Source organism: Lysobacter enzymogenes (assembly GCF_900106525.1).
GTDB lineage: Bacteria > Pseudomonadota > Gammaproteobacteria > Xanthomonadales > Xanthomonadaceae > Lysobacter > Lysobacter enzymogenes.
Genome location: NZ_FNOG01000003.1, coordinates 319,321 through 345,675, shown reverse-complemented (window position 1 = coordinate 345,675; position 26,355 = coordinate 319,321). Strand labels below are relative to the sequence as shown.

Here is a 26,355-nt window from a genome sequence, read left to right as displayed (position 1 = left end):
GGCCGCTCCCTGTAGGAGCGGCGCAAGCCGCGACCGCGACATCTCGCCTACGACGCGACCGGCTACCCCGCGGTCGCAGCTTGCGCAGCTCCTACAGTTGCGAACGAAGCTACGACCGCGGTTTGTGGGCGCGGCGCGCGGCGCTGCAGCGGCGCGCTTCAGCCGGTCGCGCCGGCGCCCGCTCCCGCGCGTCCGAACACCTCGTAGATCCGGCGCAGCAGTGCCGGGGTGTCGTCGAAGACTTCGTGGCGCAGGCGCAGGCCGGCGTCTTCGCGGATCCAGAACTTGAGCACCCAGCCGTTGTCGGTGCGTTCGAATTCGCCGGTGCGTTCCAGGGGCGTCGGAGTCATGGGGTCCTCGCAGTGCCGGCATCCCGCCCGGCCGGTCCGGGTCGGGCCCTCGGCCCGGCGAACAGTGTCGCCGCAACGGCTCGCACAGCCTGCGATTGCGCCGCGCGCGGCGCGGCTATCCTCGCGTTCGCGCGGCTTGGGCTGCGCACACGAGCGCGCAAGCGGCCCCACGCGGGCGTCCGCACCTCCGCTGCCGTAGGAGCCAACGCTGCTCCTCGCGCGCCCGAACGGCACTGCGCTATGAGCCAACGCCGCTCCTCGCAGATCCGAACTACGCCGCGCTATCAGCCGTCGCCGCTACTCGCACCCGACAGCGCCGATACGAATCAGCGTCGCTCCTCGCGCGCCCAAACTGCATCGCGGCATGAGCCATGCGCTAAGCCTCGCACGCCCGCACAACGAAAAACCCCGCTCGCACGGGGTTTCCCGTAGTCCGCTACGCAGCCGCCGCGAACGCGCGGCGCGCGACGTTACAACGCCGCCGCCTTCTCCGAACGCTCCTGCCGCTGGCGCTGCTCGTTGGCGTCCTGCGTGCGCACGTTGTTGGCGACCTGCGCGGCCTGCTCGCTGCTTTCCTGCATCGGCTGACGCACTGCCTGCTGGGTGGCGATGCCGTCGGTGTTGCGGTTGAGCTCGGGCCCGATCGCGCTGGCCTGGACCACGCGCGCGAGCGAGCCGTCGCGGCTGAGTTCGACCCGGTCGGGCTGGGTGATGCGCTCGCGCAGCGCTTCGACGGTGAGCGCGGCGGCGAGGTTCTGGCTGTACGGCCCCGGCGCGATGCCGCGCGCGGCCTCAGCCTCGTGGACCTTGCCCAGGATCTGGTTGTAGAGCCGGTTGTTCGGATTGGCCGGATCGCTCAGCAGCGGCGGATTGGCCGGGCCGGACGGAGCCGGACGCGCGGCTTCGGCCGGTTGCGGCGCGGCGGGATTGGGCGCCACCGGTGCCGGCGCGCTCGGCGTCGCCGCGTTGGGCGCGTTCGGCGCAGCAGCATTCGGTGCCGGCGGCTGGCCCTGCGGCTGCGCCGGCACGGCGCGGGTCGGCTCGCCCGGATTCTGGCCCTGGGCTTGAGTGCGTTCGCGCGCAGCGGTTTCGATCGCCTGGCGGGTGGCCGCATCGGCCACGCCGGTCGGTTCGATCTGGTGCGTGCGCTGGAACTCGCGCACTGCGTTCTCGGTCTGCCCGCCGTAATAGCCGGTCGCGGCGATCCGCCGCCCCTGCGCGTCCTGGAACTGCACGCCGAGGGTTTCCAGATTCTGTTGCAGCTGGCGCACCGGCTCGCCGCGTTCGTTGCGTTGCAGGCGGCCGTCGGCGAGCGGATCGGCCGGCGCCTGGCCCTGCGCGCGCTGCGGGTTGTTCCAATAGGCTTCCGGATCGACGATCCGCCCGTTCGGATCGCGCAGTTGATAGTGCACGTGCTGGGCCGCGCCGTTGCGGCCGTCCGGCGTGCGCCCGCCCATGGTGCCGATCGGATCGCCCGCCTCGACCCGCGTCGGCGGATTGGTGACCTGCACCGAGCGCGAATCCAGGTGCAGGATCTGGTGCACGTTGCCCTGGTCGTCGCGGATGCCGACGGTGTTGTAGCCGCCGCCGGAGGACACCACCACGCCGCTGACCGGCGAGCGCACGGTCGGATGATTGAGGTTGATGCCGTTCTGGCCGCCGACGTAGTTGAAGTCGACGCCGCCATGATCGTCGGGCCGGCCGTTGAGCACGCGCGGGCCGAAGTCGCTGGTCATGTGCGGGTTCACGCCGTTCTGCGGCGGCAGCACGACGCGCATGACCTCGTTGAACGAACGCGGGCCGGCCGGCTGCGCCGCTGCCGGCGCGGGCTGCTGCGGATTGGCGGCCGCCGGTTGTTGCGGCGCCGGCTGCGCCGGAGTCGCCGGTGCGGGCTGCTGCGGATTGGCCGCGGCCGGCTGTTGCGGCGTCGGTTGCGTCGGAGTCGCCGGCGCAGGTTGCTGCGGCGTCGGCGCCGGCGCGGTCTGGCCGCCCTGGGTGCGCTGGCGCGCGGCGGCTTCGATCGCACCGCGCGTGGCCTCGTCGGCGACGCCGGTCGGGGTGATGCCGTTGTTCTGCTGGAAGCTGCGCACCGCGTCGCGGGTGCCGTCGCCGTAATAGCCGTCGACGCCGACCGCGCGCCCGCGCGCGTCGGTCGCGCCCAAGGTCGCCAGGTTCTGCTGCAGCCCACGCACGGTCTGGTCGATCGAGCCCAGGGTGCGCGGCCCGGCCTTGCCGTCCACGCCCTGCAACTGCGCATCGCGCTGGTAGGTCTCCACCGCGTGCTTGGTCTCGGCGCTGAAGTTGCCGTCCACGGCCAGCGCGCGGCCCTGCGCGTCGTTGTAGCCCAGGCCGGCGAGGTTGGATTCGAGCTTGCGCACCTCGCGGCCGCTCTCGCCCATTTCCAGCACGGTGTTGGCGGCCGCGGCGCGGCGCGGCGCGCCGCTCGGCAGCGCGCTCAGCGCCTGGCGGACGTCGGCGTCGTTGCGCTCGTTGTTCGGGTCGTAGTCCGAACGCGCGACCCGCGCATGCGCGCGATCCATCGCCGGCTGCCGGTTCGGATCGTTGTAGTTGTCTTCGTAGGTCTGCGCGACCGAGGCCGCCTTGGGCGCGTCGAAGTAATTGACCGAGCGGCGGATCGCCTGCGCTTCCTCCAGCAGACGGTCGTAGTCGCCGCCGTTCTTGAGCACGTTCTCCAGTCGGTTCAAGCCGGCCGGATACTGGTTGGCGGTCTTGGCCAGGATGTTGATGGTCTCGAAGCGGCGGTCTTCGGAGATGTTGCTGCCGGAGCGGTCGAGGATCGTCATCGCGGTCTGGGTCGCGTTGCGGACCTGCGGATAATCGATGTGCGAGTGGATCCAGCGCTTGCCTTCCTCGGAGCCGGCCCAGGCGTTGATGCTGTCGCGCACGCCCGGTTCGATGAAGCTGATGGTGTCGCGGCGGCTGCCGTCGCGACGCTGGCCGCCGTCGCCGTGGGTCAGCAGGTCGGCGCGCAGTTGCCGCGTATCGCTGGGGAAGTCCAGGCCGTTGCGGCGGGCGTAATCCGAGGCCTGGGCGATGATGCCGTCGACGTAAGTGGTTTCGCCGGCGCGCAGCGGGCGATCGCGGGTCTCGCCCAGCGGCCAGGTGCCGCGCTTGCCTAGATCGACCTGGATCGTGCCGATGCTGTAGCCGCTGTCGGACGCCACCGCGCTGGCCTGGCCCCATTCGCTGCGGTCGACGCCGGCGACCGACAGCCGGTACGAGGCCGAGCCGCCTTCGGTGCCGCGTCCCACGGTGAAGTACACCGCGCCGGCGACGGTATCCAGGTTGCGGGTATCGATGTTCGTCATGATTCGATCCTTGAGTTCGGACGAGCGGCAGAAAGCGTGCCGACGGGAAGTGGGTGGCTCAGAGCTTGCTCAGTTCCAGATACTTCTCCAGCCGGTCGGCGCGCTCGCTGATGCTGAGCGCCTCCGACTCGACCGATTGCAGATCGCCCATCGTGCCGAGCGGCTCGAATACCGAGGTTTCGAACGCGCCGTCCTTCTGCTGCAGCTGCAGCCAGGCGCGCTGCGCTTCGACGATCTGCTCGCGGCGCATGCCCTGCAGGCTGCCGATGAGTTCCTTGTAGACCCGGTTCAAGCGCGCGTCCTGGCGGGCGCGCTCGGCGCTGAGGCATTCGGCGCGCGGAATCTGCTGCGAACCGGCGCGGTCCATGCAGGCGGCGAAGGTGGCGCTGAGCCCCTTGGGCGTCGCCGGCTCGTCCGCGCGCGGCGCGGGCGCATTGGCCGGCGCGTCGACCGGCGTGCGCGCCGCGGCGGGCGCCTCGCCCGGGAAGGCCTTGCCGAAGGCCGGATCGACGATCTTGACCAGGGTCCAGCAACGGTCGCGGCGGAAGGTGTAGGTCAGCTGCGCGTCGGTGTCGGGCACTTCCAGCGCGATCACCGCGCGCTCGGGGCCTGCGGAAATCTCGCGATAGTGCAGCCCTTCCTTGGCCTGCTGCGCGCGGTTGGGCATGACCGGGAAATTCAGGCGCGCGCGCGGCAGGCGCTCGACCGATTCGGCCGGCTCGGGCTGGGCGGCGTAGTCGACGAAGGCGGTGTCCACCTCTTCGGCGGTGAAGGCCTTTTGCAGCGCCGGATCTTCGGCGAACGCGGCGACGAACCCCTTGAGATCCTGCGCGGGACAGGCGACCTGCGCGCCGTTACCAGCCGTCGGTGCGGCTGCCGCCGCGGTCGCGGGCTTGGAGCTGTCGCAAGCCGCCAGCGAGAACAGCGCCGTCGCGGCGAGGGCCAGCAACAGCGGCTGGGGACGGCAGGAACGGCGGGAATTCATGAGCGGCGGTCACCTGGAAGAAGACCGGACGCCGATGGGATTTCACCGGGACGTCCTGGTCCGGAGCAAAAAACGCGATCAGAGCGGAATATCCGGGGTTGCCGGGCGATTTGCAATCGAGATCGGACGGTCGGAAGGGCGGTTCGGCGACCCGGGCGCGGGGACGGCCGGAGCACGTGCGCACCGCCTGCGGCCGGCTGGGTTCGCCCCGGATACGACCGGGTTCGGCCGGACCGTCCCGCAGCGCCTTAGAATTCGCGAACACGCTATCGGCCGCGCTGCCGTGCGTTCGTTTCCCGGCTGATGAAGGCCTCAAGGATGAAGACCAGCACGACGATAGGCCTCGCAGTCACCGCCCTGGTGGCGATGATCGTCCTGGCCGTGGCGGCCCGGTCGGAACGCGACACGCCGCAGGGCCCCGCCACGGCCCAGGGCGGCCGGGTCGTGGATTGTCGAAAGCCGGTCGGCCGCCTTTCCACGAACTCGGGCTCGCGCTGCCTCATCCGCCTGGACGACGGGTCGAACGTGGAGTTGTGGTCGTCGCAGCGGTACGAAGCCGGCTATCGCGTAGAGGTCGAGGTCCGGCAGCGAGAGCACAGCGGCGAGCTCGTCTATCAGCTGGGCGGGCAATAGGCCGGCGCGGCCGCACGGCGCGCTTCACGGCAGAACGTCGGGGCTGGGTGCGGACGCCTCACGCGCAGGCAGGCGTCGCACGCGACCAATCGCACAGGCCGCGAGCGGCCGAGGACTAAGGTCCCGGCAAGACGCGTATTCGTAACGGGATGAAAGCCGGCGCGAGGGATGGAGGCAAACCACACTCCATCCAGGCCGATGATCGCAATCGAATGGTCGGGACGGCCGGATTTGAACCGACGACCCTCTGCCCCCCAGGCAGTCCGCGGGTCGCGCCTAACCGTATGATCGGGAAGGAAACGAGGCCGTTTTTGGGCCTCGCCGAAACGCTCAATCCGCGCGAGCGCGATCAATAGCTTACGACGCGATAGGGTGGCAGCCCTGCCCGCCTAGCGCCCGTGCTTCATCCGCTCCAGCACGTACCGCGGTGCAACCGCAGGGTGGCGATCGCCGGTCGGCATCTCGCGCACGATCTGGCGCTCGTACTTGGTCACCCATCCCGCAATCCAGCGGACGGCCTCGGCCTCGCGCTCGAAGTTGTGCCAGGACGCTACCTTGATCATCCGGCGATACATGCCGGTGTAAGCCTCCCAGCCGCCGCGCTTGCGCGGCAGTGCAGCCGCGACCCAGCGCTCGCGCCGATACACGATGATGTGGGCCTCGCGAAAATCGGTGTGCGCCGAGTTCGCCCATTCGAAGCGGTCCGGCAAGGTGTAGGGCTGACGCAGCGCGGGGTCCATGCCGGGCATCGTAGGCGCGCCCGTCGCCCAGAGTGAGACTGGCGGCGCGCCGGCGCTGAACGCTTCAGGGCATCTTGCCGACGATCCAGCTTTCCCAGTTGTCGATCCAGTCTTGAGCCGTGACTGGTGCGCCGGCCACCAGGATCGAGTAGACCCGCCCCTTGAATCGGTCGCCGCCACCGTCGACCTGGGCCCCCAACGAGCTCGGGTTGCTGTTCGGGTAGGTGATCGGCACCGCGCCAGTGCTGCCCGTGCTGTACGTCGCGCGATTGATCCGCACGAAGTTCCGCGCTTGGTTGCTGGCCGCAGCATTCCAGAAGCTCGCGTAGCCGATCGTGACCGCAACATCGTTCCCCGCCGCCGCCGCGGCCGGATTATTGTCGAACCGGGTGCCGTTGCTGTGGAACGAGATCGTGAACCCGCTGGTGTTTCGCGTCTGCAACGACCACCGATAGAACGGGGACACGTGGGTCGCGGCCTGGCCGTGGCCGATGACCGTCCCGAAATCGGTCCCGCCCGCGATGCAGCGGATTCCGGCGAAAACGGCGACGTTCGCCAACGCCAGCATCCCGGTGGCGCCGACCATCCAGTCGTTCACGCCGTCGAACTCCAACCAGGACTTGCCGCCCAAGGTTCGGTAGGTCGGCCGGTTCGCCGCGGTCGCCTGCGTCCAGTGTCGGCCGTTCCCTGATTTGTCGTTCCAGCGCGCGACGCTCTGGCCGTCCGCGGTAACCGGCACAGTGCCCGCGGTGTCCTGGAACAGCGTCGTGAGGTCGTCGGCGTCGTACCAGCCCGCCGGGTTGTAGGCGGCCGGGCCTGGACCGCCGGCGGCCAGCAGCAGGCCGCGGTGCCCCACTCGGCCGCTCATGCGAACCCCTTCGCGAGGGTGGCCTGCCAGGTCGTGCCCTGATCGAAGGTCGAGATCGCCAGCAGGTCCACCGCGCCGGAGGCGGTCGAGATGGCAGGCACCACACCGGCCGCCCACTTGAACGACGAAGGCCACGCCAGCGTGCGCGCCGTCGAGTCCTGCGTGATCTTGACCATGATCGAGGCCCCCTTGCCGACGGCCGGCAGGTTCGAGAAGGTCAGGGCGGTGACGTTGCCGGTCAGCGCCAGCGTGAAGTAGTCGCCGAGCGCGATGTCGACGGCGACGGATCCGCTGGTGCCGAGCGCGCTGACGGCGTCGCGCGTCGAGCCGCTGCCGCTGCTGAAGACCTGCCAGGCGGCGCCGTCGAAGTAGCGGTAGGTGTGCGCGGCCAGGTCGCGGACCATCCAGCCCTCGCCCGGCACCAGGTGCTGCCAGACGTTCGCCGCGGTGCACAGCGCGATCGTGTTCGCCTGGCCGGCCCACAAGCCGGTTGGCACCGTGCCGACGATCCAGACCTTGCCGACGTCCGTCAGCGTCGTGGTCGGCGGCGTGTTGGTCAGCGCCACGGCGCCGGCCTGGCACAGCGCGGCGATTATCTGCAGGGAGCGGTTGATCGGGTCTTCGATCTCAGCGGCGCCCTGGGGCACGAAGGTGAGGGGCAGGGTCATATCGAGATAGCCTCGCTGGCAGGGCCGGCGCCGGTGATGGCGTTCAGGCCGCTTACGGTGATGGTGATCGGGCGTGTCATCGCGACGCCGCCGACGAGCTTGTCCGACAGCGTCAGAACGTCATGGGTCGCGATGACGCCGCCGCTGTTCGTGTACGTGACGCGGTAACCGCGGAAGTGCTGGGAGTGCACAGAACGCCGCGTGGAGCCCAGCCGGCGCCGGCCAACCCAGTCCACGGCGATGTCACTGCCGCTGATCTGCGCGCGCACGCCGCGCGGCGCCCACTCGGTCTGCGACCGCCCCGGCGAGAAGGTGAAGGGCTGCCAGGTGTAGGCGTCGGCGGAAGTGCCGTTCGAGACCGCCTTGAACAGGATGGTCTGGCCGAGCAGCCAGGTCTGCGCCTGCACGAAGACCACCGACTCGTCGAACAGCACGAACCGCGCGCCCGCGGCGTGTGCCGCCGGCGCGGTGCCGTACTTGCCGCGCAGCAGCCCGCCGAGGCGGTAGAGGTTGTCGCCCAGCGCCGTCACCGTCTCGTACTGGATGACCTCGTCGCCGAGGAACGCCCGGTTCTGGAACTGCAGGAGCTGCAGGTAGTCCACCGACGCCGGCGCTTCGGGCAGGTACACGGTCAGGGTCTGCTCGGCACGGTAGTTCGGGACCGTGGCGGCCAGCGACGTCATGGTGTGCCCGATCACGGCGGGGTCGACGATCTCGGCCACCACTGTGCTCGTCGCGCCGCCGTCGGTGCTCATCAGGATCGAGCAGCCCGCCCATCCGGCAAGGGAGCCACGCGCGGCCAGGTACAGGCCAAGCGCGTCGTCCTGGTCCCGCATCACCGGCCCGTTGATCGGCTCGAAGGTGGTTGGGCCGATCAGGCCCGGCGCGGTCAGAACCGGCGGCTTCGGGGACACGCCGACGGCGTTGGAGCCGTAGGCCGACTGCGAGTCCTTCGCCAGCTGCTCAAGCTTGATCCCGGAGTCCTCCTGGTCTTCCATGATACGGACGCGGTGAACCTTCCCCTTCTTGTCGGTCAGGAAACCGACGTCGGTCGGGGTCAGGTACGAGAAGCGGTACGGCAGGCTTAGCTCGAACTTCTCGGTTTCGCCCCACGCCACCTTCATCCGCTTCTCCGCGAGCCGCGCCGCATCGTCCGAGGTCATAGCCACCGGGATCTCGACGCCCGATTCGCCCTTCGCCTCGACCGTCACCACGGTGCGCTCGGCCGCCTGCGTCGACGGCGCGAAGCCGGCGGCAGGGTCGACGTAGGAGACCGTCACCTTGCGCAGCAGCTCCGCTTCCTGGATGCGCTCTTGCTCGATCGTCGGCCCGTCGCGCTCGACCAGGTCATCCGCATTAAGCGCGAACACCGCGCCGCCGCCCCGCTTGACGAAACGCAGCTTCGCATCCCATTCGGCCGGGTCGAAGAAATAGGCCTGGCTCAGCGGTGTGATGAACGCATCGGCGCCGCCGACTGTGGCCACCACGTAGCCGTCGAGCAGGTCGGTCAACTGCGCGACGTCGATCTGCGCGCTGCCGAGCCCGCACCGCAAGCACAGGTCCGATACGACCTCGCTGAGCGGCACGCGGTGCCGATCAATCGTCTCGACAGGCTCGGCCACGCCCGCGAATGCGCTGGGCACGAAGGCCGGGTAATCGACGTTGTACGTCCATCCCGCCGGCACCGCGCCGGCTACGACCGCCGCTGCGTAGGCGTTCGTCCAGAAGGCCGCATTGTTGTAGTTCGGGTCCGTGCTCTCGACGATGGGACCCGTCTCGAATCGGGTGTATTGACCATCGGTCACAGATGGCGTCGCGATGACCTTGAACGTGCCGGCCTCTTCCGTGTAGGTCCGCACCGGCTCGACCGTCCCGTCGGGCAGCACGTAGTACCCCGGCGCGTCCGGGATCAGGACGCCATTGTCGGGCGGGCTTCGCGGCGCGATCCGCTTCCTTCGAACGCGAACGAACAGTGGGAACAACGCGTAGACGCCGTAGGTGCAGGTCTCCGAAAGCACCCACGGCAGCCCCGGGCTACTCAGCATCTGCTTCGCGTAGATGCCCTGTCGGTTCTGCGCCGACTTGGTGAGGCTGGTCGTCGGACACCACGAGAATCCGATAACGCCGTTACTGAAGTTGTCGGCCTGGAAGTCGTTATAGACGAGCACCAGCGATTCGGAATTCACCACGCTGGGCTGCGAGTTGAAGTTGCTCACCCCCGTCGGGCTAACGTCCAGGCCCAGGCCGATGAAGAATCCGGCCGGCGACGTGAACGAGTAGCCGAGGTAGATCGGGTTTCGGCTGTCCGAGCGGAACAGGTCGAGCGCCTCTTCCAGGCTGTTGCAATCCACGCCTGAAGAGTGCAGGTAACTGTAATGCGTGTAGGTGTACTGGGTGACATCGTCGCCCAGCGGCCAGTCGCGATCCACGAACTCCGAGAGCCTGCCCGGCGCGATCACCTGCACGACCTCGTCGTCCAGATCGCCGGCCATCACCACGGTGAATTCGTACTGCGGGACCGCGCCGCGGAAGTCGGTCAGGTCGTCGTCCTTGACGACGATGTAGGCCAGGCCGCGGAACGGCGACACGTTGCCGGCGCCGACGCTGGACTCGATCGTCGGATCGGGCATCTGCGCCTCGTCGCCCTTGTAAATCGTGCACTTGCGCAGGAACTTCGCCGACTGGCTCAGCAGCGTGGAGGGGTCGCCGGTGTACTCGCCCGCGGCGTTGGCGCTGACCTCGTAGACGACTTTGCCGTTGCGCTTGATCGTCTTGATCGCCTTGATCGGTCCCTCGCAAATGCCGATGGCGTAGTCGCGCAGATATTGATAGGTGATCGTCTGCGGGCCGCCCTTGCCGCCGCTTTTCTTCCTCCGCTCGCGCAGGTCGCTAGACCAGATGATGTTCCCTTTGTTCGCGAACGTGCCGTAGCCAAAGGGGATGGGTATGCCGACCGTGCTCGTCTGCGTCTGCGCATCGGTGAGTCGCGGCCCATAGACCTTGTCGGGATCGACGTAGCCGCCAATGATCGAGCCGATCATGAAGCCGAGTTGGGGCGCGCCGAAGAACGCGCCGATGATGCCGCCGGCAATGCCGCCTACAGTCGAGCCGCTCATGGACGCCAAGCCCCTTTGATGCGACGCGCCCACTTCGCGTCGATCCGATGTTCGATCACCTCGCCCAGCGACTCGTCCGTGTGGATCAGCGAGACGCCGCCATGCACGTAGTCGCCGACGATGGCGACGTGGCGCACCGCGCCGGCGAAGTCGATCGCGACGACGTCGCCGGGCTGCAGGTCGTCGAGCGCGATCGCCGGGCCGAACTCGTCGACCAGGCGCGCCTCGAGCAGCCCGCGGTGCGGGTCGCGGCCGTAGCTGGTGACGTCGTCGACGGCGCGGCCACAGTCCTTCAGCGCCAGCACCAGCAGCCCAACGCAATCAAGGCCGCTACCGGAGCGGCCTTGATGCAGGAACGGGGATCGGAGATAGGCGCGCGCCGCCTCGTGCAATCCGGTCATGTGCCGCTCCTGTCGATGTTGGCTCCCGGGGTCTGGACGGATGCGGCGTCGGCGACCGGCGTCAGGTGCTCGCTCCGGTTGTTCAACGTGTTGTTGTGCCTCGTCTTGCACATGGCGAAGGTCTTGTCGCAGTCCTGGCGCACGCGGTAGGTGTCGCCGGCCTCGATGGGGTACGGCGTCGGCAGCAGCAGCTCGAACTGATCGGCGGCGAACGCGACCACCTCGACCTGCGCGCCGGCGTTCTGCCCGGTCAGCCACTCGACGACGCCGGGCTTGTAGAAGCCGTCCGGTTCACCGCGGCCGCTGTCGCTGAACAACCGATCCGGCTCTGCGCCCACCGCGGTCACGGTGCCCGGCGACCAGACGATGTCCTTGTTGCAGGGCTTGCGCTCGGTGATGCTCGCGCCCGGCGTTCCGATGGGCTTGGAACCGAACCGCGCGCGGCACGTCAGCGAGTAGAGCTGGGCGAGCGGTTGCTTCAGCTGCTGGCTGAGGCTGCGGAACTCCGTCACCCATCCGGTATCGCTGTACTTGGACTCGCCCAGCGTGCCGGCGGCGACGATCTCGTGTCCCTGGCTCAGGTCCATGAAGTTCACGCGGTAGACCCAGACGCGCGCGAAGTCGAACAGGCCGGCGCGGATGCGCGCCTCGCTGATGCCGGTGTCCGAGTACCAGCCCTGCAGGTCGGTGTTGTCGACGCCGAGGTCTGCCGTGGCTTGCAGGCGCTGCGGCGTGAAGCCCTGGTCGGCGCGATAGACGAGATCGCCGCCGCCGTCGTCGTGCGTCACGTCGGCGTCCAGCGTGGTGAACCCAAAGACGGTGCCATCCTTGCACACGACCTTCATCAGGAACGTCCACGACGTGGTGTCCTGCGCGAGGTGATTGCGCAGCGCGAGAGGAATCGACTTCATTGGGGCTCCAGAAAGCAGAAGCCCCGCACTGGGCGGGGCTTCGTTGGGTGCTGCTCAGATTTTTCGCTCGGGTGGTGTTGCGATCTCACATTGGCCAGTTGCGATTATCTCTTTCGGCTTCCCGTTCTGAAGTATCGACCACATGGTCCACACACTCCGATAGGAAAGATTCGTCCTATCGATGACGTACTTCTGCGTCATCGTCGAGCCGCCGAACCTGATGTCGCGCTGGTATGTGATCTCACTGCTAGTAAACCCCGCCTTGTCGTACACAGGGTGATCCGAATGCACAACGCGCCCGATTTCTTCATCGACCGTAACGTCGAAGGGCGGATCGCTGGAATCCGTCTTGCACTTCAAGTAGACCGGTTTCGCCACCGCGCTAAGCGGCAGTGCGAGCGCTAGGCCTACCAGGATGACGCGCCTGAAATCCATATCCGAACCTCTCGACCGTGTGGAGCACGGATTGTGCACCCGGCCCGGCTTCGGTTCCAGCCAGCCGGTCAGCGCCGAACCTCGATCAGCGTGACGTCGGCGGTGCGCGCGTTCGGAGCGCCGATGGCGAAAGCGTTGTAGTCCGAGTCGAAGCGGACCCAGACGTCGAACTCGCCGCCCCAGTTATAGGCGCCGGCGACCCAGGGCGCTGCGGGCGTGAACAGTCCGGTCTGCAGATCCAGCGAGCCAGAAACCGCGACGCCATCCCGCCGCACCACGGCCGAGACCGGCGCCTGAATCGGGCGCGTGGTGGCCTGCGCGCCGAGCGCATAGGTCTTGACCAGTTGCACCGGGTTGGACGTGCCGATCGCCGGCGCAAGCGGCTCAGCCTTCGCCGCGTAGTCGTTCCAGTCCTTGAACCGGAACGCGTGCAGGCGGCCGCGCGCGGCGTGGAACGCGGCCAGAATCTCCTCCTGCGCCTCAACGCTCAGGTTGAGGTACTCGGCTGAGTACTTGTGCCGCGGATAGAGCCACCGCTGGTTGCGCTGCTCGCGACCGTTGTCGAGGGTGATGATCTCGGTCAGGTACTCCGGGCCGCCGCTGAAGCCGTACGCGACGCACTTCGACAACCTGGTCGGTATATAGGCCATCAGCGATTCCTCCCCGCTTGGCGGCGCAGTTGCAAGGCAAGGTCGGTCTGCGACTGCTGCATGGTCTGCCGGCCCGGAAGACCGTTGTAATGCTGGCTGTTGTTGACGATCACCGGCGCGCGCCCGCCGCCGCCCAACGCTGTGCGGGTCATGTCCGCCGGCAGCACGGCGCCGGCCGTGCGCGGCACGAACATCTCCGGGCCGTGTTCCCCGACCAGGTAGGCGCGGTCCGGCATGGTCTGGCCGCCGCCAGCGAAGGCGCCCCCGAACAGCCAGCCCGTGTTGTTGCCGAACAGCGAGCCGAACGCCGACGACGGCGCCGAAGACTTGCCTCCGCCGAACAGGGACGACAGCCATCCGCCTCCACCACCACCGCCGCTCTTGCCGCCACCGAAGAACCCGCCGAGTAGGTTGCTCAGCGAACCACCCGACGAACCGCCCGAGCTGCTGCCGTTCTGGCCGAACAACTGCTCGATCAGGTTGTCCGCCGCCAAGTCGAACAGCTTATCCGCGAACCGGTCCACGGCATTTCCGAGCGCATCCCAAGCGTTCTCGCCCGCCTTGAGGTCGTGCAGGAAGCCGCGCGCGGAATCGCGCAGGCCATCCATCGCAGAGATCTGGTCGTCGACGACGGCCCGCTGGGATTGGTATGCGGCCAGCGCGTCGAGCGCGGCCTTGCCATACTCCGTCGAAGCATCGGCGCCGAGGTGGCGCGCAGCGTTCAACAGCTCTTGCTGCTCGCGTGTCTTGCCGAGTAGCTCTATCTCGAAGAGCGTATCGCGCCGGAACTGGATCGAAGCTTCGTTCCTCTTGTCCCACAGAACAGTCAACCTTTCCGTGTAAAGGGTGACGTCAATCTTCTGTTCTTTCAAAAGCTTGTTGAGCTCTCGTTCGCGCTCTGTGTACTCGGCCAGCGCAGGGGAAAGACTGGCATCGAGCTGAGCTGCCATCGCAGCCGTCGCGGCCGAGAACTCATTCTTGTACTCGGTGAGCTCTTTGGTCTTGATGCTCTCGGCCAGGCCGGTCATCGCCTTCTTGAACTCGTCGATCTTCGCCGTCGGCACGCCGTCCGCCGCGAACTTCTCGGCCTTACTAGTGATCTCGTCAAGGCGCTTGTTGTAGGCGTCGAGGATCGGATTCCCGGTGCCGTCGAGTTCGGTCTGCCAGTCGCGCTGCGCGCGCGTCATCTCGCGAATGGCCTTCTCGACCTTCTCGGCCTGCTTCTCCGCGTCGGTCTTGCCGGTCTTGCCGCCACCGGCGCCCGTGGCAAGCGCGGCCTGCAGGCGCTTCTCCAGCGCATCTGCGCCGGCGCGCGCCTTGACCTCGGCCTCCGACCGGGCGAAGAAGTTCGCCGGCGCGGCGCCGCCGGGGGTCGCGAAGTTGATCGGGATGCTGGGCGCCTTGGGCGCCGCCGCCGGCGCCGGGCCGGCCAGCTGCCGCATGATGCCATCGCGCGCCGCGCCAAGGCCGCCGGAGAACCTGTTCCAGTCGAAGCTGAACAACCCGCGCGCGGCGACGTTGAGCCCGTACAGCGTCTCGCTGATGCCCTCGATCTTGTTGCCGATCACGTCCAGCACGGTGCCGAACACCTTGGCCGTGCCGGCGACGAACTCGAAGGCGTTGCCGATGTCGTGCGCGATCTCGGCCGTCCGGTCGCCGTCGCGTACGAACGCCAGCGTCTTGTCCAGCAGCGCGTCGAGGTTCGGCAGCAGCTCGGCGCTGAGCCGGGTCGTGAAGCCGGTCAGCGCCCCCTTGAGCTGGTCGACCTTGTCGTTGAACGCCGCCGCGGCCGCGGCCTGCTCGGGCGAGATGATGATGCCCAGCTTCGCGGCGTCCTCGACCAGCTTGTTGATGCCGGCGCTACCGCGGCTCAGGAACTCCAGCAGTTCGGTGCCGCTCTTGCCGAAGACCTCCATCGCCAGGGCGGACTTCAGGGTCTGGTTCTGGATCGCGGCGAACTTGTCGGCGAGGTCCGGCAGCACGGCCTCGACGTCGCGGAGCTTCCCGCCGGCGTCGACGACGTCCACGCCCAGGGCCTTGAACAGGTTCGCCGCCGAGCTCTTGGGATCCAGCGCCGCCGACATCGTCTTAGACAGCTTGCCCAGCGACTTGTCCAGCGTCTCCAGGTCGGTACCCGACAGCTTCGCGGCGTAGGCCCAGCCGGATAGCTTCTCGGTCGATATGTCCAGCTTTGCCGACAGCTCGTCGAGGCGATCTGCCTGTTTGATCGCGTCGCCGACAGCGCGCACGCCCGCGTCGATCGACAGGAAGGCCGCGCCCCAGCCGGCCACCGTCTGCGCGACGCCCGAGCCGATGTTGCGCCCGAAGTTGTAGGCGGCCTTCTCCAGGTCGCGCAGCTGCTTCTCGGCGCGCTTCGAGTCGGTGAAAAACGACCCGGTGCGCATCAGCAGATCGACGACGATGCTACCTGCGGTTGCCATTGGTCAGTGCCTCGTCGGTGGGGTGAGCCCGAACGCGCGCAGCGTTCGCGCGTCGGGGTCGGAGAATCCGGGCGGGATCGGCGGCGGTTCCAGCCAGTCGAGCTTTGGTTCGATCTCGCCGCCGCCGGCCGCGCGCGCGATCAGCGCCGCGGGGCGGTGGAAACGGTGAAGGTCGTCGAACGGGTGCAGGCGGAAGTAGGCACGCCAGGCTTCGAACTCAGCTTGCGTCATGCACGCTTGCCACTCGGCCACCGTGCGGCCGCCGAGCGCGAGGGCGAGGGTGTACCAGAACCACTCCTCGCCCCTGGCGGCTAGTCGTTTCCCTGCTCGGCCTGGGCGCCGGCGGTGACGCCGTTGACCTCAAGCAGCGCGACCAGCAGGGCATTCATCGGCTCGCCCTTCAGCCGCTTGGCCATCTTGAGTGGCAGCGCCGGGCTGCCGTCGGGATTGCAGATGCCAGCGACGAGAAGCATCGGAAGGGCATCGAATCGGGTCTGCTCGTCCTCGGACTGTTCGCGATGGCGCCAGAGCCGGAACTCGATGGCCGGCAGTTCCTTGAAGTGCATCGTGTGCACGCTGCCGTCGGGCAGGGTGATGTCGCGCGCGTGCGCGGCGGTGGAAGCGAAACAGGATTCGGGCAGAGACATTGCGGCTCCAGAAATGAGCGAGGCCGGCGGGGACGTGGGTCCACGCCGGCCTCAGGTGGTTGTGTTTGAGCGCCCGATCAGGTCGGGATCGGGCCGTTCCAGTGCGGCCGCACCGCGCCGCTGCGCTGCAGCGTCAGGGTGCCGCGGACGATCTCGTTCGTGGCCACGTCGATCGCGACGTCGGAGACGAACGCGTCGAAGCCGATCGTCGTGCGCAGCGGAGCGGCCGGCGGGATCATCTTGTCGTCGCTGTCGAGCGTCGGCACCGCCGAGCCGTCGCTGAAGCCGACCATCCACTCGATCACGTCGCCCGACTCCTTCAGGTCGAACAGGATCTGATGCGAGGCGTTCGAGGGGATGAAGTTGAACGGCACCGAGATCTGACCCGGGTTGCCGAGGCCGCCCTTGTAGGTCTTGTCGACGGTGTTGTCGAGGCAGGTGTCTTCGAGCTGATCGCGCGCGCCGGCGTTGACGCCGGTGATGCCGGTGGGGCATGCGAGCTTCAGAACCGCGGCGACGCTGGACGACAGCGCGTCGACGAAGAACAGTTCCGAGCCCTGAGTCCTGAGCGTTCCGGTGGTCATTGCAGTTTCCTCTAGGCGAAAAAAAGGCCCCTTTCGGGGCCCGGTTGGTGATTGGCTGGGGTCAGCGCTGGGTGATGAAGTCGGCCTCGATGCCGACGCGGTACAGCCGGGTATCGGGTTCGCGCTGGTTCACGCGGACGCGGTTGCAGATCAGCCGCGCGTCGAGAGCGTCGCGCACCGCCAGCGCCAGCGCCTCGACGCCGGCGTCGGTCGTATGCCAGCAGTTGATGTCGACGGTGGTGAAGTCCGACGGCGGCGCGTCGCTCAGGTTGTCGTGAGGGTTGCCGATCACGATCGACCACGTGATGTACGGGCGGCGCTCGTCCTGCGCGATATCGCCATGCCGGGCGATGCGTTCGCCGACGATGGCGATCACCGCCCCCGTTTGCAGCACCTGGAAGACGGGCGGGAACATCAGCGGCCGCTCCGGTTCTGGGCGGCGAGCTGCGTCACCGTCTTGTCGATGCGGCGCAGCAGGTCCTCGGTGACGACCTCGATCACCTGGCCGCCAACCTGTTGCACGGCCGGCCGCAGCCACGGCGTCGGCGGCTGGTGCGAGGATCCGTACTCCAGCAGGTTCGCCGTCATCAGCGTCGACGTCGGGAACCCATCGGCGTTGGTGAACGTGCCCTTTTTCACCCGGACCAGGTAGCGCTCGCCGTTGCCGCCGTTGATGGCCTTGCCGCGGCTGGCGATGACGGATTTCTCGGTCATGCCGGTGGTGCGCGCGCCGCCCTCGGCGATCGACTGGCGCAGGTTCTGGCGCGCTTGGTCGCGCAGCTTGCGCGCGCCCTTGGCCAGGGCCAGCTTCACCGGCCCGCCGCGCTTGCTGACGATCTCGGCCGGCAAGGCCTGCAGCGTCCTCAGAACGCCATCCATCCCAGTCAGCTTGGTGTCGACCTTCATGCGAACCTCCTACTGCCCGTCGTTCACGCCGGCGACTACGACGAACCGGTACTCGCGCCGGCCGGTGGCGTCCGTGTCCGGATCCGCCTTGATGTTGAAGACGCGGCCGTCCCAGCGGACGCGCCACGACGCTTTGATCCCGCCGGGGAACCAGCGGCACGTGATGCGCGCGGCGACGTCGGACTGCATCTGTCCGGACTGCAGGAACTCGCGGCCGGGACCCGTCAGCACTTCGGCCGGCACGTCAACCAGCGGCTCCCCGGTCGGCAGCGTGGCGACGACCCAGGCGACGACCTGCACGCCGTTCGCGTCTCGCGACACGACCTGCTCGTCGAAGGTGATGGCGTGGCGCAGCCGAGGCGCAAGGGTGCTCATCAGACCCCCAGGAACGCGCGATAGGGGAACAGCTTCATCTCGGCCGCCTGCCGATAGCCGGTCACCTCGTCCGGGTCCGTCGCTTCGAACGAGGCTTTGGCCAGCAGCAGCACCGCCTCGACCACGTCCGGCGCCACCGGGTCGCTCTCGCTCGGCACCTCCTCGCTGCTGCTACTGCTGCTCGGGTACTCCAGCGGCAGCGTCGGCAGCTGAGTCCGGTTCATGAAGCGCATCGCCTCCTGCTCGGCGCCGTCGAGGGCCTGCTGCAGGTCAGCGTCGGTATGCGTGCCGAACACGCGCAAGCGCGCCTTGGCCACGCTCAGATCGATCACGCTCACGTCAACAAGCTCTCCAGGGTTGCGCGCGGGAAGACGGTCAGGGCCGTCTCCCGCGACGCGTTGATGACTTCGACCCCGCGCAGCTGCGGGATCAGACGTTGGAACTGCGCCGGCCAGCGGGCGATGCTGCCGGCGTTGGCCAGCCCTTCCGGGTGGTCGCCGTGCCAGTGGGCTTGGCCGCCCGTGCGCTGGCAGTCGTAGCCCAGCAGGATCACGCGCCGCGCGCCCCAATGCGCCGCCAGCGCGATCGCACCGGCGCCGCTGTTGTGGTTGTGGTTGAAGCGCTCTTGGCGCACGCCGTGGATCTGGTGCGGCGCGACGAGCTCGCCAGCGAACCCGGCGCAATCGGCCAGGTGCCGATCCCACCACTGGCGATCCATCGCGTAGAGCACGTCCGCCCACGGCGCGAGGCGGAACGTGGTGTTGGTGACGATTACTCCGCGGCCGCCTTCTTGCTGCCGGTCGTCTTCTTCGCGGCCTTCTTCGCCGCCTTGCTGGGAGCGGCCGCCGACGCGGTCTCGGTGTCGGCCGCGGTCTCGCCAGGCTCGAACGGCGGCGACGTCGGCGGCGCAGAGGCTTGGGCCGCTGGCGAGGCAGACGACGGTTCGCCAGCGGCCGCGGAAGGGGGCGCCGAGACGGGATCCGGTTCCACCGGCTTGTGGCGCACCACCTTGGTTGCGTACTCGACGAGGCCGAGCATGCGCAGGCGCTCGCCCTCCTTTTCGGTCACGGGCACGCGGGCGCCCTTCTCGATCTGGCCCAGGCGGTCGTGGGGAAAGTTCTTGATCGCGGTGAATTCCATAGCGAACGGGCGGGGGTTGTTGGCCCCCGCCCTCTCCGGTTGCGTCGAGGTTCGGCTCGCGGCCGATTACGACGAGGTGAACACGCCGCCGAGGATGGCCGACGGCATCGTGATCTCGAGCGCCATGCGCATTTCGGCGCGCAGCGTGACGAGGTTCTTGATGAAGTCGTCGTTGACGTAGCCGGCCTCGACGTCCACCGACTCGCGGTCCCAGATGGTCACGGCGCGGTTGAAGGCGCCGATGGCGAACTGACCGGCCGGCACCCACGGCGACGGCACGACCTGCACGTCGAACGGGTTGCGCGCGACGTTCAACCCCGGCACGCCGTAGAGGTAGCGGCCGTCCGCGTCCTTGGCCAGCTCCATCGCGCCCCAGTCGATCGGGTTGACGTAGACCTTGTCCGGGATCCAGCCGGCGGCCCACAGCTGCCACTTCGCGCGGCCGATCGCGTCGACCAGGTTGTCGCCGGGCGTCGGGGTGTAGACGGTGTAGTTGCCGCCGTCGAGGATGCCGCTCAGGTTCGGCGCCGTGCCGTTGCCGATGACGATCTGCTTGTCCGCACGCTCCAGCACGCCGTAGCGCAGACGGTTGTCGATGTACGCGGCGACCGCAGCGCTGTCGGACAACAAGTTCTTCGAGACCTTGATCCAGTGCGCGATCGTGCGCACGGGGAAATCGTAGGGCCCGAAGGTCAGGCTGGACTCGGGCTTCGTCGCGCCTTCGGCCACCTCGGCCGCGTTGTTCGTGAAGCCGGTCTCCCGGATGCCTTCGAGGCTGTTCGAGCTGATCGGCGCGTGCGGCAGCGAACCGTAGACCGTGAGCGGAACCGCCGGACCGCCGACGATATCGGGGCGCTGCATCGGAAGGACGTTGGTGGCGTCCGACAGCAAGGTGTTCTTGACGGATACCTTGCAGCGCGCGTTCTCGTTGTCGCCGGCCATCGCCTTGAACTGCGCGCTGTTGGCGAACTGCTGGCCGAGCGAGGTCGGCGCGTCCTGCGCCGGCGCGCGCACGCCCTTCTGCTCGAGCTCGGTGAGGCGGTCGGCCATCGCCTTGCGCTCTTCGACGTTCTTCTCGAGGTCGGCCTTCAGCTGCGCGTTGACCTCGCCGACGTCCTTGATCTGCTTCTCGTACTCGAGCGCCTGGGCCGCCATCTTGGTTTCCAGGGACTTGATGCCGTCCTCGACGGCCTTCTTGATTTCTTCGGACATTGCGTGCTCCAGAAATGGAAACGCCGCCTTTCGGCGGCGGGGGCTTGGGGTGATCCCCGCGGTTACGGGGCGAGCTGGAACAGGCGCCGGATGTCCTGGGCCTGCTGCTGTTCGGCGTCGCGCTCACCGCGAGCCAGGGCCTTAACGCGAGCGACCAGCGCCGTCGCGTTTTCCCGGGAGAAGCCGCCAGCATCGCGCAGGAGGCATTCGATTTCTTTCAGCGATTCAGCCTGGTCGAGCGCGCTTTTCACCGCGCCGATGCGCGCGCCCAGGTCGGCCTGCTCTTCGACAACACTGATCTCGAACAGCTGAATTTCCTTGAGCTCGCGCCGGTCGTTGCCCAGTTCGCGAAATTGGATCGGGCGATAGCCGATGGACAGTCCATCCACGGCGCCGTGCTTCATCGAGGCGTATACGTCCTGCGCCGTGCTATGCCCCGGCGTCAGTTCGCCCTCGACGTAGAGTCCGATATCGTCCTCGCGCAGATCGAGCCACTTGCCGATGACATCGCCCCAGTGATTCCAGCGCAGGCGGATCGGTCGCTCGCGATTCTTCAGGGTCTTCTTGTAGGCGCCCGGCAAGACGGTATCGCCGTAGCTGTCGACGTTGTTGAAGGTCGAGGCGTACCCGGAGAAGAACCCCGGCCGGCTGTCGTCGAACTTCAGGGCGATGGACGGGAGGGCGATCTGTTTAGTTTCCACTCGGGCGTACCTCAATCGGGGTTTTCTGGCCAGCCTGGGCAATCGGGACCATCGTCCCGTTGACCAGCAGTTGATCGCCGCCCGCGACAGCGGGCCAGCCTTCGAACGCGCGGCATTGGTTCGGCGTGGCGAATCCGCCGTTGATCGCCTTGTTGTAGGCATCGAACCGGGCGAGCATGTCGGCGCGCAGCAGCGCGTCGAAGTCGAACTCGATCTCCCACCGCCGGCGCTCGCCCGCAGGCAGGAGATTGACGCGGGCCGACAGCTCGATGTTTTCCAGGATCGGCCGCAGCCCGAGCTTGTACCAGCCCTCGATGATCTGCTGGATGCCGGCGCCGAACGCGGTCGTGCTGGAGTTGTCGTTGATGAGCACCGACGGCGTGCCCATGAACCGCGCGATGTCCTCGACCTGATACTTGCGCGACTGCAGGAGCTCGATGTCTTCCGGCGACATCGAGACCTTCTCGTATTTCATGAACTTGTCGAGGACGATCAGGTTATCGTCGTTGCCTTCGGCGAGGTCCGCGAAGCTCGCCCGGATCTCGTTGCGCTGAGCGGAGTTCAACGCGCTGTCGACCATCAGCACTCCGGACGGCTTCGCGCCGTTGCGCATCACGCTCGCGACGCGCTCCTCGTTGGCCTGCGCGATGGCGATGCTGTTCGCGGCGTAGGCCAGCGGCGACAAGCCCACGATGCCGTTGCCGAACAGCTTGATGTGCCAGACCGATTCCTCGGACAAGGCGGTGATGCCTTCGCTGCTGGTGTAGAGATGAACGACCGATCCGTCGCTCAGCAGCCGGGTCTCGACCTGCGACGACATGATCGGCAGCAGCGACGCCACCTGTCCCGTGCCGTTGCGCGTGATGATCGCGTACGCGTTTCCCCACGTGACCAGGTTCAGCACCATCGTCAGGAAGAAGTCGACGCGGGTCTGGTAGCGGTTCGGCTTCAGCGCCAGCACGCCGAACAGCGGATGGTCGTCGCTCGGCGTGCGCTGCGTTCCGTTCACCTGGTAGAAGACCACTGGCAGGCTGGAAACCGTTTCCGCGATCAGCTTCACGCAGGCCCAGAAGGCCGAGACCTGCATCGCCGAATCGAAGTCAACCGCGCCGGCGGCCGCGGACGTGCGCCGGCCGGGGAACGGTAGCTGCAGCCCAGCCAAGCGCCGCAGCCCGCTACGAAACCAACCCCACGCCGCGGCCGCCCACGTCGGAATCCAAGTCATGCGCCATACCTCAGCCGCATCGGCACGAGGGCCGCGGCAATGTCGAATTTGTCCGGCGGCGCCGGGTTGAGTGCCATCAGCGTGACGGCGTTGAGCGTGGCTATCAGCGGGTCGATCTTTGCGGTCCCGCTGACGCGCTTGGTGATGTACACCGCGTTGCCGGCAGGCTCTGTCTTCGCGTTGCCGACGCACCACGCCATCAGCCGCGTTCCGCCATGCAGGAAGTCGCCTTTCGCCAGGTGTCGCTCCAGCGTCTTGATGGCGCCCATCATCTTCCAGCCCTGCGAGATGCCCACGACCTTCTCGGCTGGAATGCCGACCGCAGCGAGCGCGTCCAGCACGCTGCCGAGTCCAGCTTGGTCGACGCCGATCTTGTCGAGCAGGCCCGCTTCTTCGAAGCGCGCGGCGACCTCTGCAAGCGCCGCGGTGTCGTCGCCGACCTGCTCCACGATCGTGAGGTCGCCGTCGGCCGCGTAGTCCAGAAGCTGCGGCGCGATCTCCTTGCGCCGTTCGAAGACCGACGTGTGCGCCCATGCGTGCGCCCAGTGCAACCATTCGCCAGTGATCTTGTGGCGCCCCACCGCGGAGGCGCCGAGCAAGTCCTCCAGACCGCCGCCGTCGATCCCGAAGGTCGCTACCTCGGACCACTCGAGCAGGTAATCGAGCGTGACCTCGCGGCGCCCCTGCTGTTCCCAGAACTCGGCGCCGGCCCAGGTGCCCTGGTGGAGCGCGACGCCGATCTGCACGTTCAGGTGCTGCGATGCCCAGCTACGCAACTCGGCTTCGCTGGTGCCGGCCGCGTCGTTGAATTCCTCGACCATCCGGTCCAGCGTCATAGCCCGGCCGATGTTCGGGTTCAGCAATGGCCACAGCCGCGGATCCTTCCACTGCTGATCTTTCGATTGCTGAACATCCCGCGGGAACTCGAAGAGAACCGGCAGCAACTTGCCGATCCGCTTGCCGTCGCGGATGGCGCGCGCCTTCTTCAGCTCGTCGGCGAACACACCGACCGGCTGCTCGTCGCTCTGCGTGGTGATGAACCACAGGAAGGCTTCTGGATACGGCACCATTCCGCCGCGGATCTGGCGCAGCGCCTGTGCGGCCTTGGACTTCTTGGCGCACTCGTGCAACTCGTCGATCAGCGCGCCGCCGGACACCTTGACGCCGGTCAGCACGCCTGGATCAAAGGTCATGATCTCCAGCGATGACTTTGTCTCGCGGTGGATGATCGTCTTCAGGTGATGGCGGATGTGGAACTTCGCCGCCAGCACCGCGTCTAGCTCGATCGCGCCGGCGGCTGCATCGAACGCCATCTGCGCGGTGTCCTGCACCGGCGCCGTCATCAGGAACGTGGCGCGCGGCCGGCGATTGAGCAAGGTTGCCGTCACCATGCCCAGCGCGCCGAACGTCGTCTTGGCGTTCTTCTTCGGCACCAGCGCGAACAGATCGCGGATCTCTCGCTGTCCGCTCTGCGGATCGACCGACCCGAACATGCACCGCACCACCTGCTGGAACCACTCGCCGCCGGCATCCGACACCGTCGGTGTGCCGGGCACGTCCGCCAGGCGCAGCCGGCCGAAGATCGCCGCGGCGCGCTCGGCCTGCGGCGTCCACAGCGGCAAGTCGGCAATCGGTAGCCGGCCCGACTGAAGGCGCTCCCACCAGTCGGGGCACGACAGGTCCCAGGCCATTTACTGAGCCGCGCGCCCGATCGGAACCACCTTAGGGTCGAGCAGGTGCTCCCACTCGGTCCCCGTCTCCGCGCCGATGGCAGCCGCGTTCGCCTGCGCCTTCTTGCCCTCGGGCTTCGGCTCGGCCGCTTCCGGTTCCTGAGCGGCGCCGGGCGCCGGCTCGAACTCTGGCGCGTGCTGCAGGTAGAGGCGCGCCGCGGAGGTGTTTCCCTTCTTCACCGCAGTGCGGAACGCGACGGTGAGGACTTCCATGCGCTTCTCCGCGGCGCCGGTCGACAGCTCCAGTTCGTAGTGCTTGCGCAGCGTCGGCGCGCTGATGCCGAGCGCGTTGGCGATCTCTTCGTGCCGCATGCCGCCGCCGGCGGCAATGGCGACCTTCAGCCGGGACGCTTTGGTCGGCTGGTGCTCGGGGCGGGCCATGAATTCAACCGTTATTGGCGTCGAATGGCGCCCAAGCTGAATCGCCGGGGCGCGAAAAAAACCTGCGAATGGGAGGGCGGCCGGTGTCCGCCTCGAAGCCCCAGAGCTTTTGGACTCCCCCCTGGGTGAGATATCCACAGGGGGTCGGGCTCGGTCCATTCAGATTCGCGTGAAACGGTGCCGTGGAACGCCTCATCGCGAACCACTCGCATTCCGGCCGCGCGCGGCGTCGGCGGCGCTCTTCGCGGCGTGGCAATCGCGGTTGATCGCGCGCAGGTTGCTCTCGTCGTCGCTGCCGCCCTCCGCGAGCGGGACGACATGGTCGACCTCATGCGCGAGCAGCAGCCGGCCCTGCGCCTGGCACTCGTCGCACTTGCACAGGTAGCCGTCGCGCTTCAGCACGGCATCGCGCTTGCGGCGCCACGGACGACCGCCGCGGCCTTGGCCGTAGGCAGGGGGCGCCGGCTGCGCGAGCGGGCGCGCCTTGAGCGGCGCGACGCGCGGCGCCAGGGTGGGAACGCGGCCCATCAGAGCGGCTCGGCCTGATCGCGCGCGCCCGCGCCGACGTACCGCTCACCGTCGAGCGAGGTGATGTCGACTTGCTCCTCACTCTCGTCGCCCTCCTCGAGGGCGGACAAGAGGATGTCGACCTTCTTCTCGAGCTCGCTGATGCGGCTCTCGTTCTGGCGGTTCTCTTCTTCCATGCGTCGCAGGCGGTCGGACAGGCTCATGGCTTGGCCTCGGGTTGCAGGTTGCGGATCTGCCGCATGCGAGAGGTGCACTCGTCGGCGGCAGCCTTGCGGGCGTTGGCGAGCCGGACAGCCTCGCCGTAGGTGTTGGACTGCTTCGGCACGTCCTCGCAGTCGCGGGTCAGCTCGGCCGGCAGCGGGACGAAGGTCTGGACGGGGACGCGCACGACGGACGGGACCGTCGGCGCCGGCGCGGTGGTCTGGCATCCGGCCAGCACCACCAGGGCGATCAGTGCAGCGATGCGCATGACGTTGCCTCCAGCAGTCGTCGGCAGTCGGGGTCGCGCTTGGCGCGGTCCAGGTCGGCGGCGATTCCGGTCATCTGCGACTTCAGCGCCGCCGCCGCCATCAGGGCGCGCTCCTTGGCGAAGTCGGCCTGGCGCTGGCGCTCGGCGGCCGCCTCCTGCGCTTGCGCGGCGGCTTGATCGACCTGCCGCAGCGCGCCGGCGGCGGCGCTCAGCGCGTACTGCGCGCGGCGCAACTCGGCGCCGGCCGACAAGAGCGCCCGATCCTTGGCGAACACCGTCGCCTGCGCAGTTCGCGCGCCGCAGCCGCGGCCGATCAGCACCAGGACCAGGACCAGCAGGCCGGCGGCGCCCCAGCGCGCTGCGGTGAACGGGTTCACGGCTGGTCCTCGGTCGGAATCGAACCCTGCGCGATGCTCGTCGCGATCGGCACCAGCGCGCCGGCGACGATGCCCACGGCGATCAGCGCGCCCAGCGCCCAATCCGGCACCAGGTCCTGCGCCCGCGCCGGCGCCATCGCGTAGACGCCCAGGCCGCCGGCCGACGCCGCCGCGGCCGCGCCCAGCCACGTCGACCACTTCCGGCGCCAGTGGCGCGCATCGCTGGTCAGCTTCACTTGAGGCCTCGCGTCCCGCGCAGCTCGCGGATGTCTTCGTCGTGGCGGTCGACGCGCACCTTGAGCTCGGCGACGTCGCTGGTGAGCGCCGGCACGTTGGCGAGCTGGGCGCTGATCGTGGTCAGGTTGGCGTTCGTGACGGCCTGCTGCGTCGCGAGCGCGGCTATGGCGTCGCCCTGCTTGTCTAGGCGCTCGGACACGCTGCGCGCGCCCCAGCCGCCGATTGCGAGGAGCGCCGCAGCTGCGGACACCACGACCCAGCGCTCGACCGGCCCGAGTCGGAACCGGATCTGGCCGTCTTCCTGATCCGCGCGCAT

At 68.2% G+C, this 26,355-nt stretch carries 33 protein-coding genes; 1 reads left to right on the top strand and 32 read right to left on the bottom strand.

Going from position 1 to position 26,355, the window contains the following annotated elements; all coding sequences use genetic code 11:
* Positions 1-158: 158 nt before the first annotated feature.
* The 3 genes from BLU84_RS09330 to BLU84_RS09320 all read right to left on the bottom strand — a co-directional run bounded on the left by BLU84_RS09330 (position 159) and on the right by BLU84_RS09320 (position 4,664).
* The gene (locus BLU84_RS09330) at positions 159-350 is read right to left on the bottom strand and encodes a hypothetical protein (RefSeq protein ID WP_074865615.1); all 192 of its coding nucleotides are present in this window, start codon (positions 348-350) and stop codon (positions 159-161) included.
* Between the two features lie 470 nt (positions 351-820).
* Positions 821-3,679: a peptidoglycan-binding protein gene (locus tag BLU84_RS09325; RefSeq protein WP_074865612.1), complete on the bottom strand. Its 2,859-nt coding sequence runs from the start codon at positions 3,677-3,679 to the stop codon at positions 821-823.
* A 58-nt stretch (positions 3,680-3,737) separates the two neighbouring features.
* The gene (locus BLU84_RS09320; protein ID WP_074865607.1) at positions 3,738-4,664 is read right to left on the bottom strand and encodes a lysozyme inhibitor LprI family protein; all 927 of its coding nucleotides are present in this window, start codon (positions 4,662-4,664) and stop codon (positions 3,738-3,740) included.
* A 318-nt stretch (positions 4,665-4,982) separates the two neighbouring features.
* On the opposite strand from BLU84_RS09320, the gene BLU84_RS09315 reads away from it, so the two are divergent.
* A complete protein-coding gene (locus BLU84_RS09315; RefSeq protein ID WP_139174858.1) occupies positions 4,983-5,297 on the top strand; it encodes a hypothetical protein in 315 nt (104 codons plus the stop codon).
* Positions 5,298-5,686: 389 nt separating this feature from the next.
* On the opposite strand, the gene BLU84_RS09310 is transcribed toward BLU84_RS09315, so the two are convergent.
* The 29 genes from BLU84_RS09310 to BLU84_RS09170 all read right to left on the bottom strand — a co-directional run bounded on the left by BLU84_RS09310 (position 5,687) and on the right by BLU84_RS09170 (position 26,355).
* Entirely contained in the window at positions 5,687-6,037 is a 351-nt protein-coding gene (locus BLU84_RS09310; protein ID WP_074865601.1) for a hypothetical protein, read from the bottom strand.
* A 64-nt stretch (positions 6,038-6,101) separates the two neighbouring features.
* Positions 6,102-6,905 carry a hypothetical protein gene (locus BLU84_RS09305; RefSeq protein ID WP_074865597.1) on the bottom strand — a complete coding sequence of 268 codons (804 nt, stop codon included), beginning with the start codon at positions 6,903-6,905 and terminating at the stop codon, positions 6,102-6,104.
* Complete coding sequence (locus BLU84_RS09300; protein WP_074865594.1) at positions 6,902-7,573, bottom strand: DUF2793 domain-containing protein; 672 nt, start codon at positions 7,571-7,573, stop codon at positions 6,902-6,904. The genes BLU84_RS09305 and BLU84_RS09300 overlap by 4 nt, the downstream gene beginning before the upstream one ends.
* Positions 7,570-10,689: a phage tail protein gene (locus BLU84_RS09295; RefSeq protein ID WP_074865591.1), complete on the bottom strand. Its 3,120-nt coding sequence runs from the start codon at positions 10,687-10,689 to the stop codon at positions 7,570-7,572. The genes BLU84_RS09300 and BLU84_RS09295 overlap by 4 nt, the downstream gene beginning before the upstream one ends.
* Positions 10,686-11,090: a C40 family peptidase gene (locus BLU84_RS09290; protein WP_074865588.1), complete on the bottom strand. Its 405-nt coding sequence runs from the start codon at positions 11,088-11,090 to the stop codon at positions 10,686-10,688. Before BLU84_RS09290 ends, BLU84_RS09295 begins: the two co-directional genes overlap by 4 nt.
* Positions 11,087-12,001, bottom strand: coding sequence for a DUF2163 domain-containing protein (locus tag BLU84_RS09285; protein WP_074865585.1), 915 nt, complete (start codon positions 11,999-12,001; stop codon positions 11,087-11,089). Before BLU84_RS09285 ends, BLU84_RS09290 begins: the two co-directional genes overlap by 4 nt.
* A gap of 54 nt (positions 12,002-12,055) precedes the next feature.
* The gene (locus tag BLU84_RS27480) at positions 12,056-12,436 is read right to left on the bottom strand and encodes a hypothetical protein (protein ID WP_074865581.1); all 381 of its coding nucleotides are present in this window, start codon (positions 12,434-12,436) and stop codon (positions 12,056-12,058) included.
* Positions 12,437-12,504: 68 nt separating this feature from the next.
* Positions 12,505-13,086, bottom strand: coding sequence for a DUF2460 domain-containing protein (locus BLU84_RS09275; protein WP_074865579.1), 582 nt, complete (start codon positions 13,084-13,086; stop codon positions 12,505-12,507).
* Positions 13,086-15,527: a hypothetical protein gene (locus BLU84_RS09270; protein WP_074865575.1), complete on the bottom strand. Its 2,442-nt coding sequence runs from the start codon at positions 15,525-15,527 to the stop codon at positions 13,086-13,088. The genes BLU84_RS09275 and BLU84_RS09270 overlap by 1 nt, the downstream gene beginning before the upstream one ends.
* A 3-nt stretch (positions 15,528-15,530) precedes the next feature.
* The gene (locus BLU84_RS09265; RefSeq protein ID WP_139174856.1) at positions 15,531-15,779 is read right to left on the bottom strand and encodes a phage tail assembly protein T; all 249 of its coding nucleotides are present in this window, start codon (positions 15,777-15,779) and stop codon (positions 15,531-15,533) included.
* Positions 15,780-15,838: 59 nt separating this feature from the next.
* The gene (locus BLU84_RS09260) at positions 15,839-16,174 is read right to left on the bottom strand and encodes a hypothetical protein (RefSeq protein WP_074865570.1); all 336 of its coding nucleotides are present in this window, start codon (positions 16,172-16,174) and stop codon (positions 15,839-15,841) included.
* Positions 16,175-16,251: 77 nt separating this feature from the next.
* Positions 16,252-16,758, bottom strand: a complete 507-nt coding sequence (locus BLU84_RS09255) for a phage tail tube protein (RefSeq protein ID WP_074865567.1) — start codon at positions 16,756-16,758, stop codon at positions 16,252-16,254.
* A gap of 61 nt (positions 16,759-16,819) precedes the next feature.
* Complete coding sequence (gene gp17, locus BLU84_RS09250; RefSeq protein WP_074865564.1) at positions 16,820-17,173, bottom strand: tail completion protein gp17; 354 nt, start codon at positions 17,171-17,173, stop codon at positions 16,820-16,822.
* Positions 17,173-17,664 (bottom strand): HK97-gp10 family putative phage morphogenesis protein, encoded by a 492-nt coding sequence (locus BLU84_RS09245; protein WP_074865562.1) that lies wholly within the window; start codon positions 17,662-17,664, stop codon positions 17,173-17,175. Before BLU84_RS09245 ends, gp17 begins: the two co-directional genes overlap by 1 nt.
* A 9-nt stretch (positions 17,665-17,673) precedes the next feature.
* Positions 17,674-18,039 (bottom strand): phage head closure protein, encoded by a 366-nt coding sequence (locus tag BLU84_RS09240; RefSeq protein WP_074865559.1) that lies wholly within the window; start codon positions 18,037-18,039, stop codon positions 17,674-17,676.
* Positions 18,039-18,377, bottom strand: coding sequence for a head-tail connector protein (locus tag BLU84_RS09235; RefSeq protein WP_074865556.1), 339 nt, complete (start codon positions 18,375-18,377; stop codon positions 18,039-18,041). The genes BLU84_RS09240 and BLU84_RS09235 overlap by 1 nt, the downstream gene beginning before the upstream one ends.
* Positions 18,374-18,769: a hypothetical protein gene (locus BLU84_RS27130; RefSeq protein ID WP_170849130.1), complete on the bottom strand. Its 396-nt coding sequence runs from the start codon at positions 18,767-18,769 to the stop codon at positions 18,374-18,376. Before BLU84_RS27130 ends, BLU84_RS09235 begins: the two co-directional genes overlap by 4 nt.
* A gap of 41 nt (positions 18,770-18,810) precedes the next feature.
* Positions 18,811-19,179 (bottom strand): hypothetical protein, encoded by a 369-nt coding sequence (locus BLU84_RS09225; RefSeq protein WP_074865553.1) that lies wholly within the window; start codon positions 19,177-19,179, stop codon positions 18,811-18,813.
* Positions 19,180-19,245: 66 nt separating this feature from the next.
* Positions 19,246-20,391, bottom strand: coding sequence for a phage major capsid protein (locus BLU84_RS09220; RefSeq protein WP_074865551.1), 1,146 nt, complete (start codon positions 20,389-20,391; stop codon positions 19,246-19,248).
* Positions 20,392-20,453: 62 nt separating this feature from the next.
* A complete protein-coding gene (locus BLU84_RS09215; protein WP_074865548.1) occupies positions 20,454-21,092 on the bottom strand; it encodes an HK97 family phage prohead protease in 639 nt (212 codons plus the stop codon).
* A complete protein-coding gene (locus tag BLU84_RS27475) occupies positions 21,082-22,317 on the bottom strand; it encodes a phage portal protein (protein WP_083382456.1) in 1,236 nt (411 codons plus the stop codon). Before BLU84_RS27475 ends, BLU84_RS09215 begins: the two co-directional genes overlap by 11 nt.
* On the bottom strand, positions 22,314-24,008 hold the full coding sequence (locus BLU84_RS09205; RefSeq protein ID WP_074865542.1) for a terminase large subunit: 1,695 nt from the start codon (positions 24,006-24,008) through the stop codon (positions 22,314-22,316). The genes BLU84_RS27475 and BLU84_RS09205 overlap by 4 nt, the downstream gene beginning before the upstream one ends.
* Positions 24,009-24,428 carry a hypothetical protein gene (locus tag BLU84_RS09200; RefSeq protein ID WP_074865537.1) on the bottom strand — a complete coding sequence of 140 codons (420 nt, stop codon included), beginning with the start codon at positions 24,426-24,428 and terminating at the stop codon, positions 24,009-24,011. It abuts the gene before it with no gap.
* Between the two features lie 192 nt (positions 24,429-24,620).
* Positions 24,621-24,956, bottom strand: coding sequence for an HNH endonuclease (locus BLU84_RS09195; protein WP_074865533.1), 336 nt, complete (start codon positions 24,954-24,956; stop codon positions 24,621-24,623).
* A complete protein-coding gene (locus tag BLU84_RS09190) occupies positions 24,956-25,159 on the bottom strand; it encodes a hypothetical protein (RefSeq protein ID WP_074865530.1) in 204 nt (67 codons plus the stop codon). Before BLU84_RS09190 ends, BLU84_RS09195 begins: the two co-directional genes overlap by 1 nt.
* Positions 25,156-25,425, bottom strand: coding sequence for an Rz1-like lysis system protein LysC (lysC, locus tag BLU84_RS09185; protein ID WP_074865527.1), 270 nt, complete (start codon positions 25,423-25,425; stop codon positions 25,156-25,158). The genes BLU84_RS09190 and lysC overlap by 4 nt, the downstream gene beginning before the upstream one ends.
* Positions 25,407-25,802, bottom strand: a complete 396-nt coding sequence (locus tag BLU84_RS09180) for a hypothetical protein (protein WP_074865524.1) — start codon at positions 25,800-25,802, stop codon at positions 25,407-25,409. Before BLU84_RS09180 ends, lysC begins: the two co-directional genes overlap by 19 nt.
* Entirely contained in the window at positions 25,799-26,038 is a 240-nt protein-coding gene (locus tag BLU84_RS09175; RefSeq protein WP_074865520.1) for a DUF7940 domain-containing protein, read from the bottom strand. Before BLU84_RS09175 ends, BLU84_RS09180 begins: the two co-directional genes overlap by 4 nt.
* Complete coding sequence (locus BLU84_RS09170) at positions 26,035-26,355, bottom strand: hypothetical protein (RefSeq protein ID WP_074865517.1); 321 nt, start codon at positions 26,353-26,355, stop codon at positions 26,035-26,037. The genes BLU84_RS09175 and BLU84_RS09170 overlap by 4 nt, the downstream gene beginning before the upstream one ends.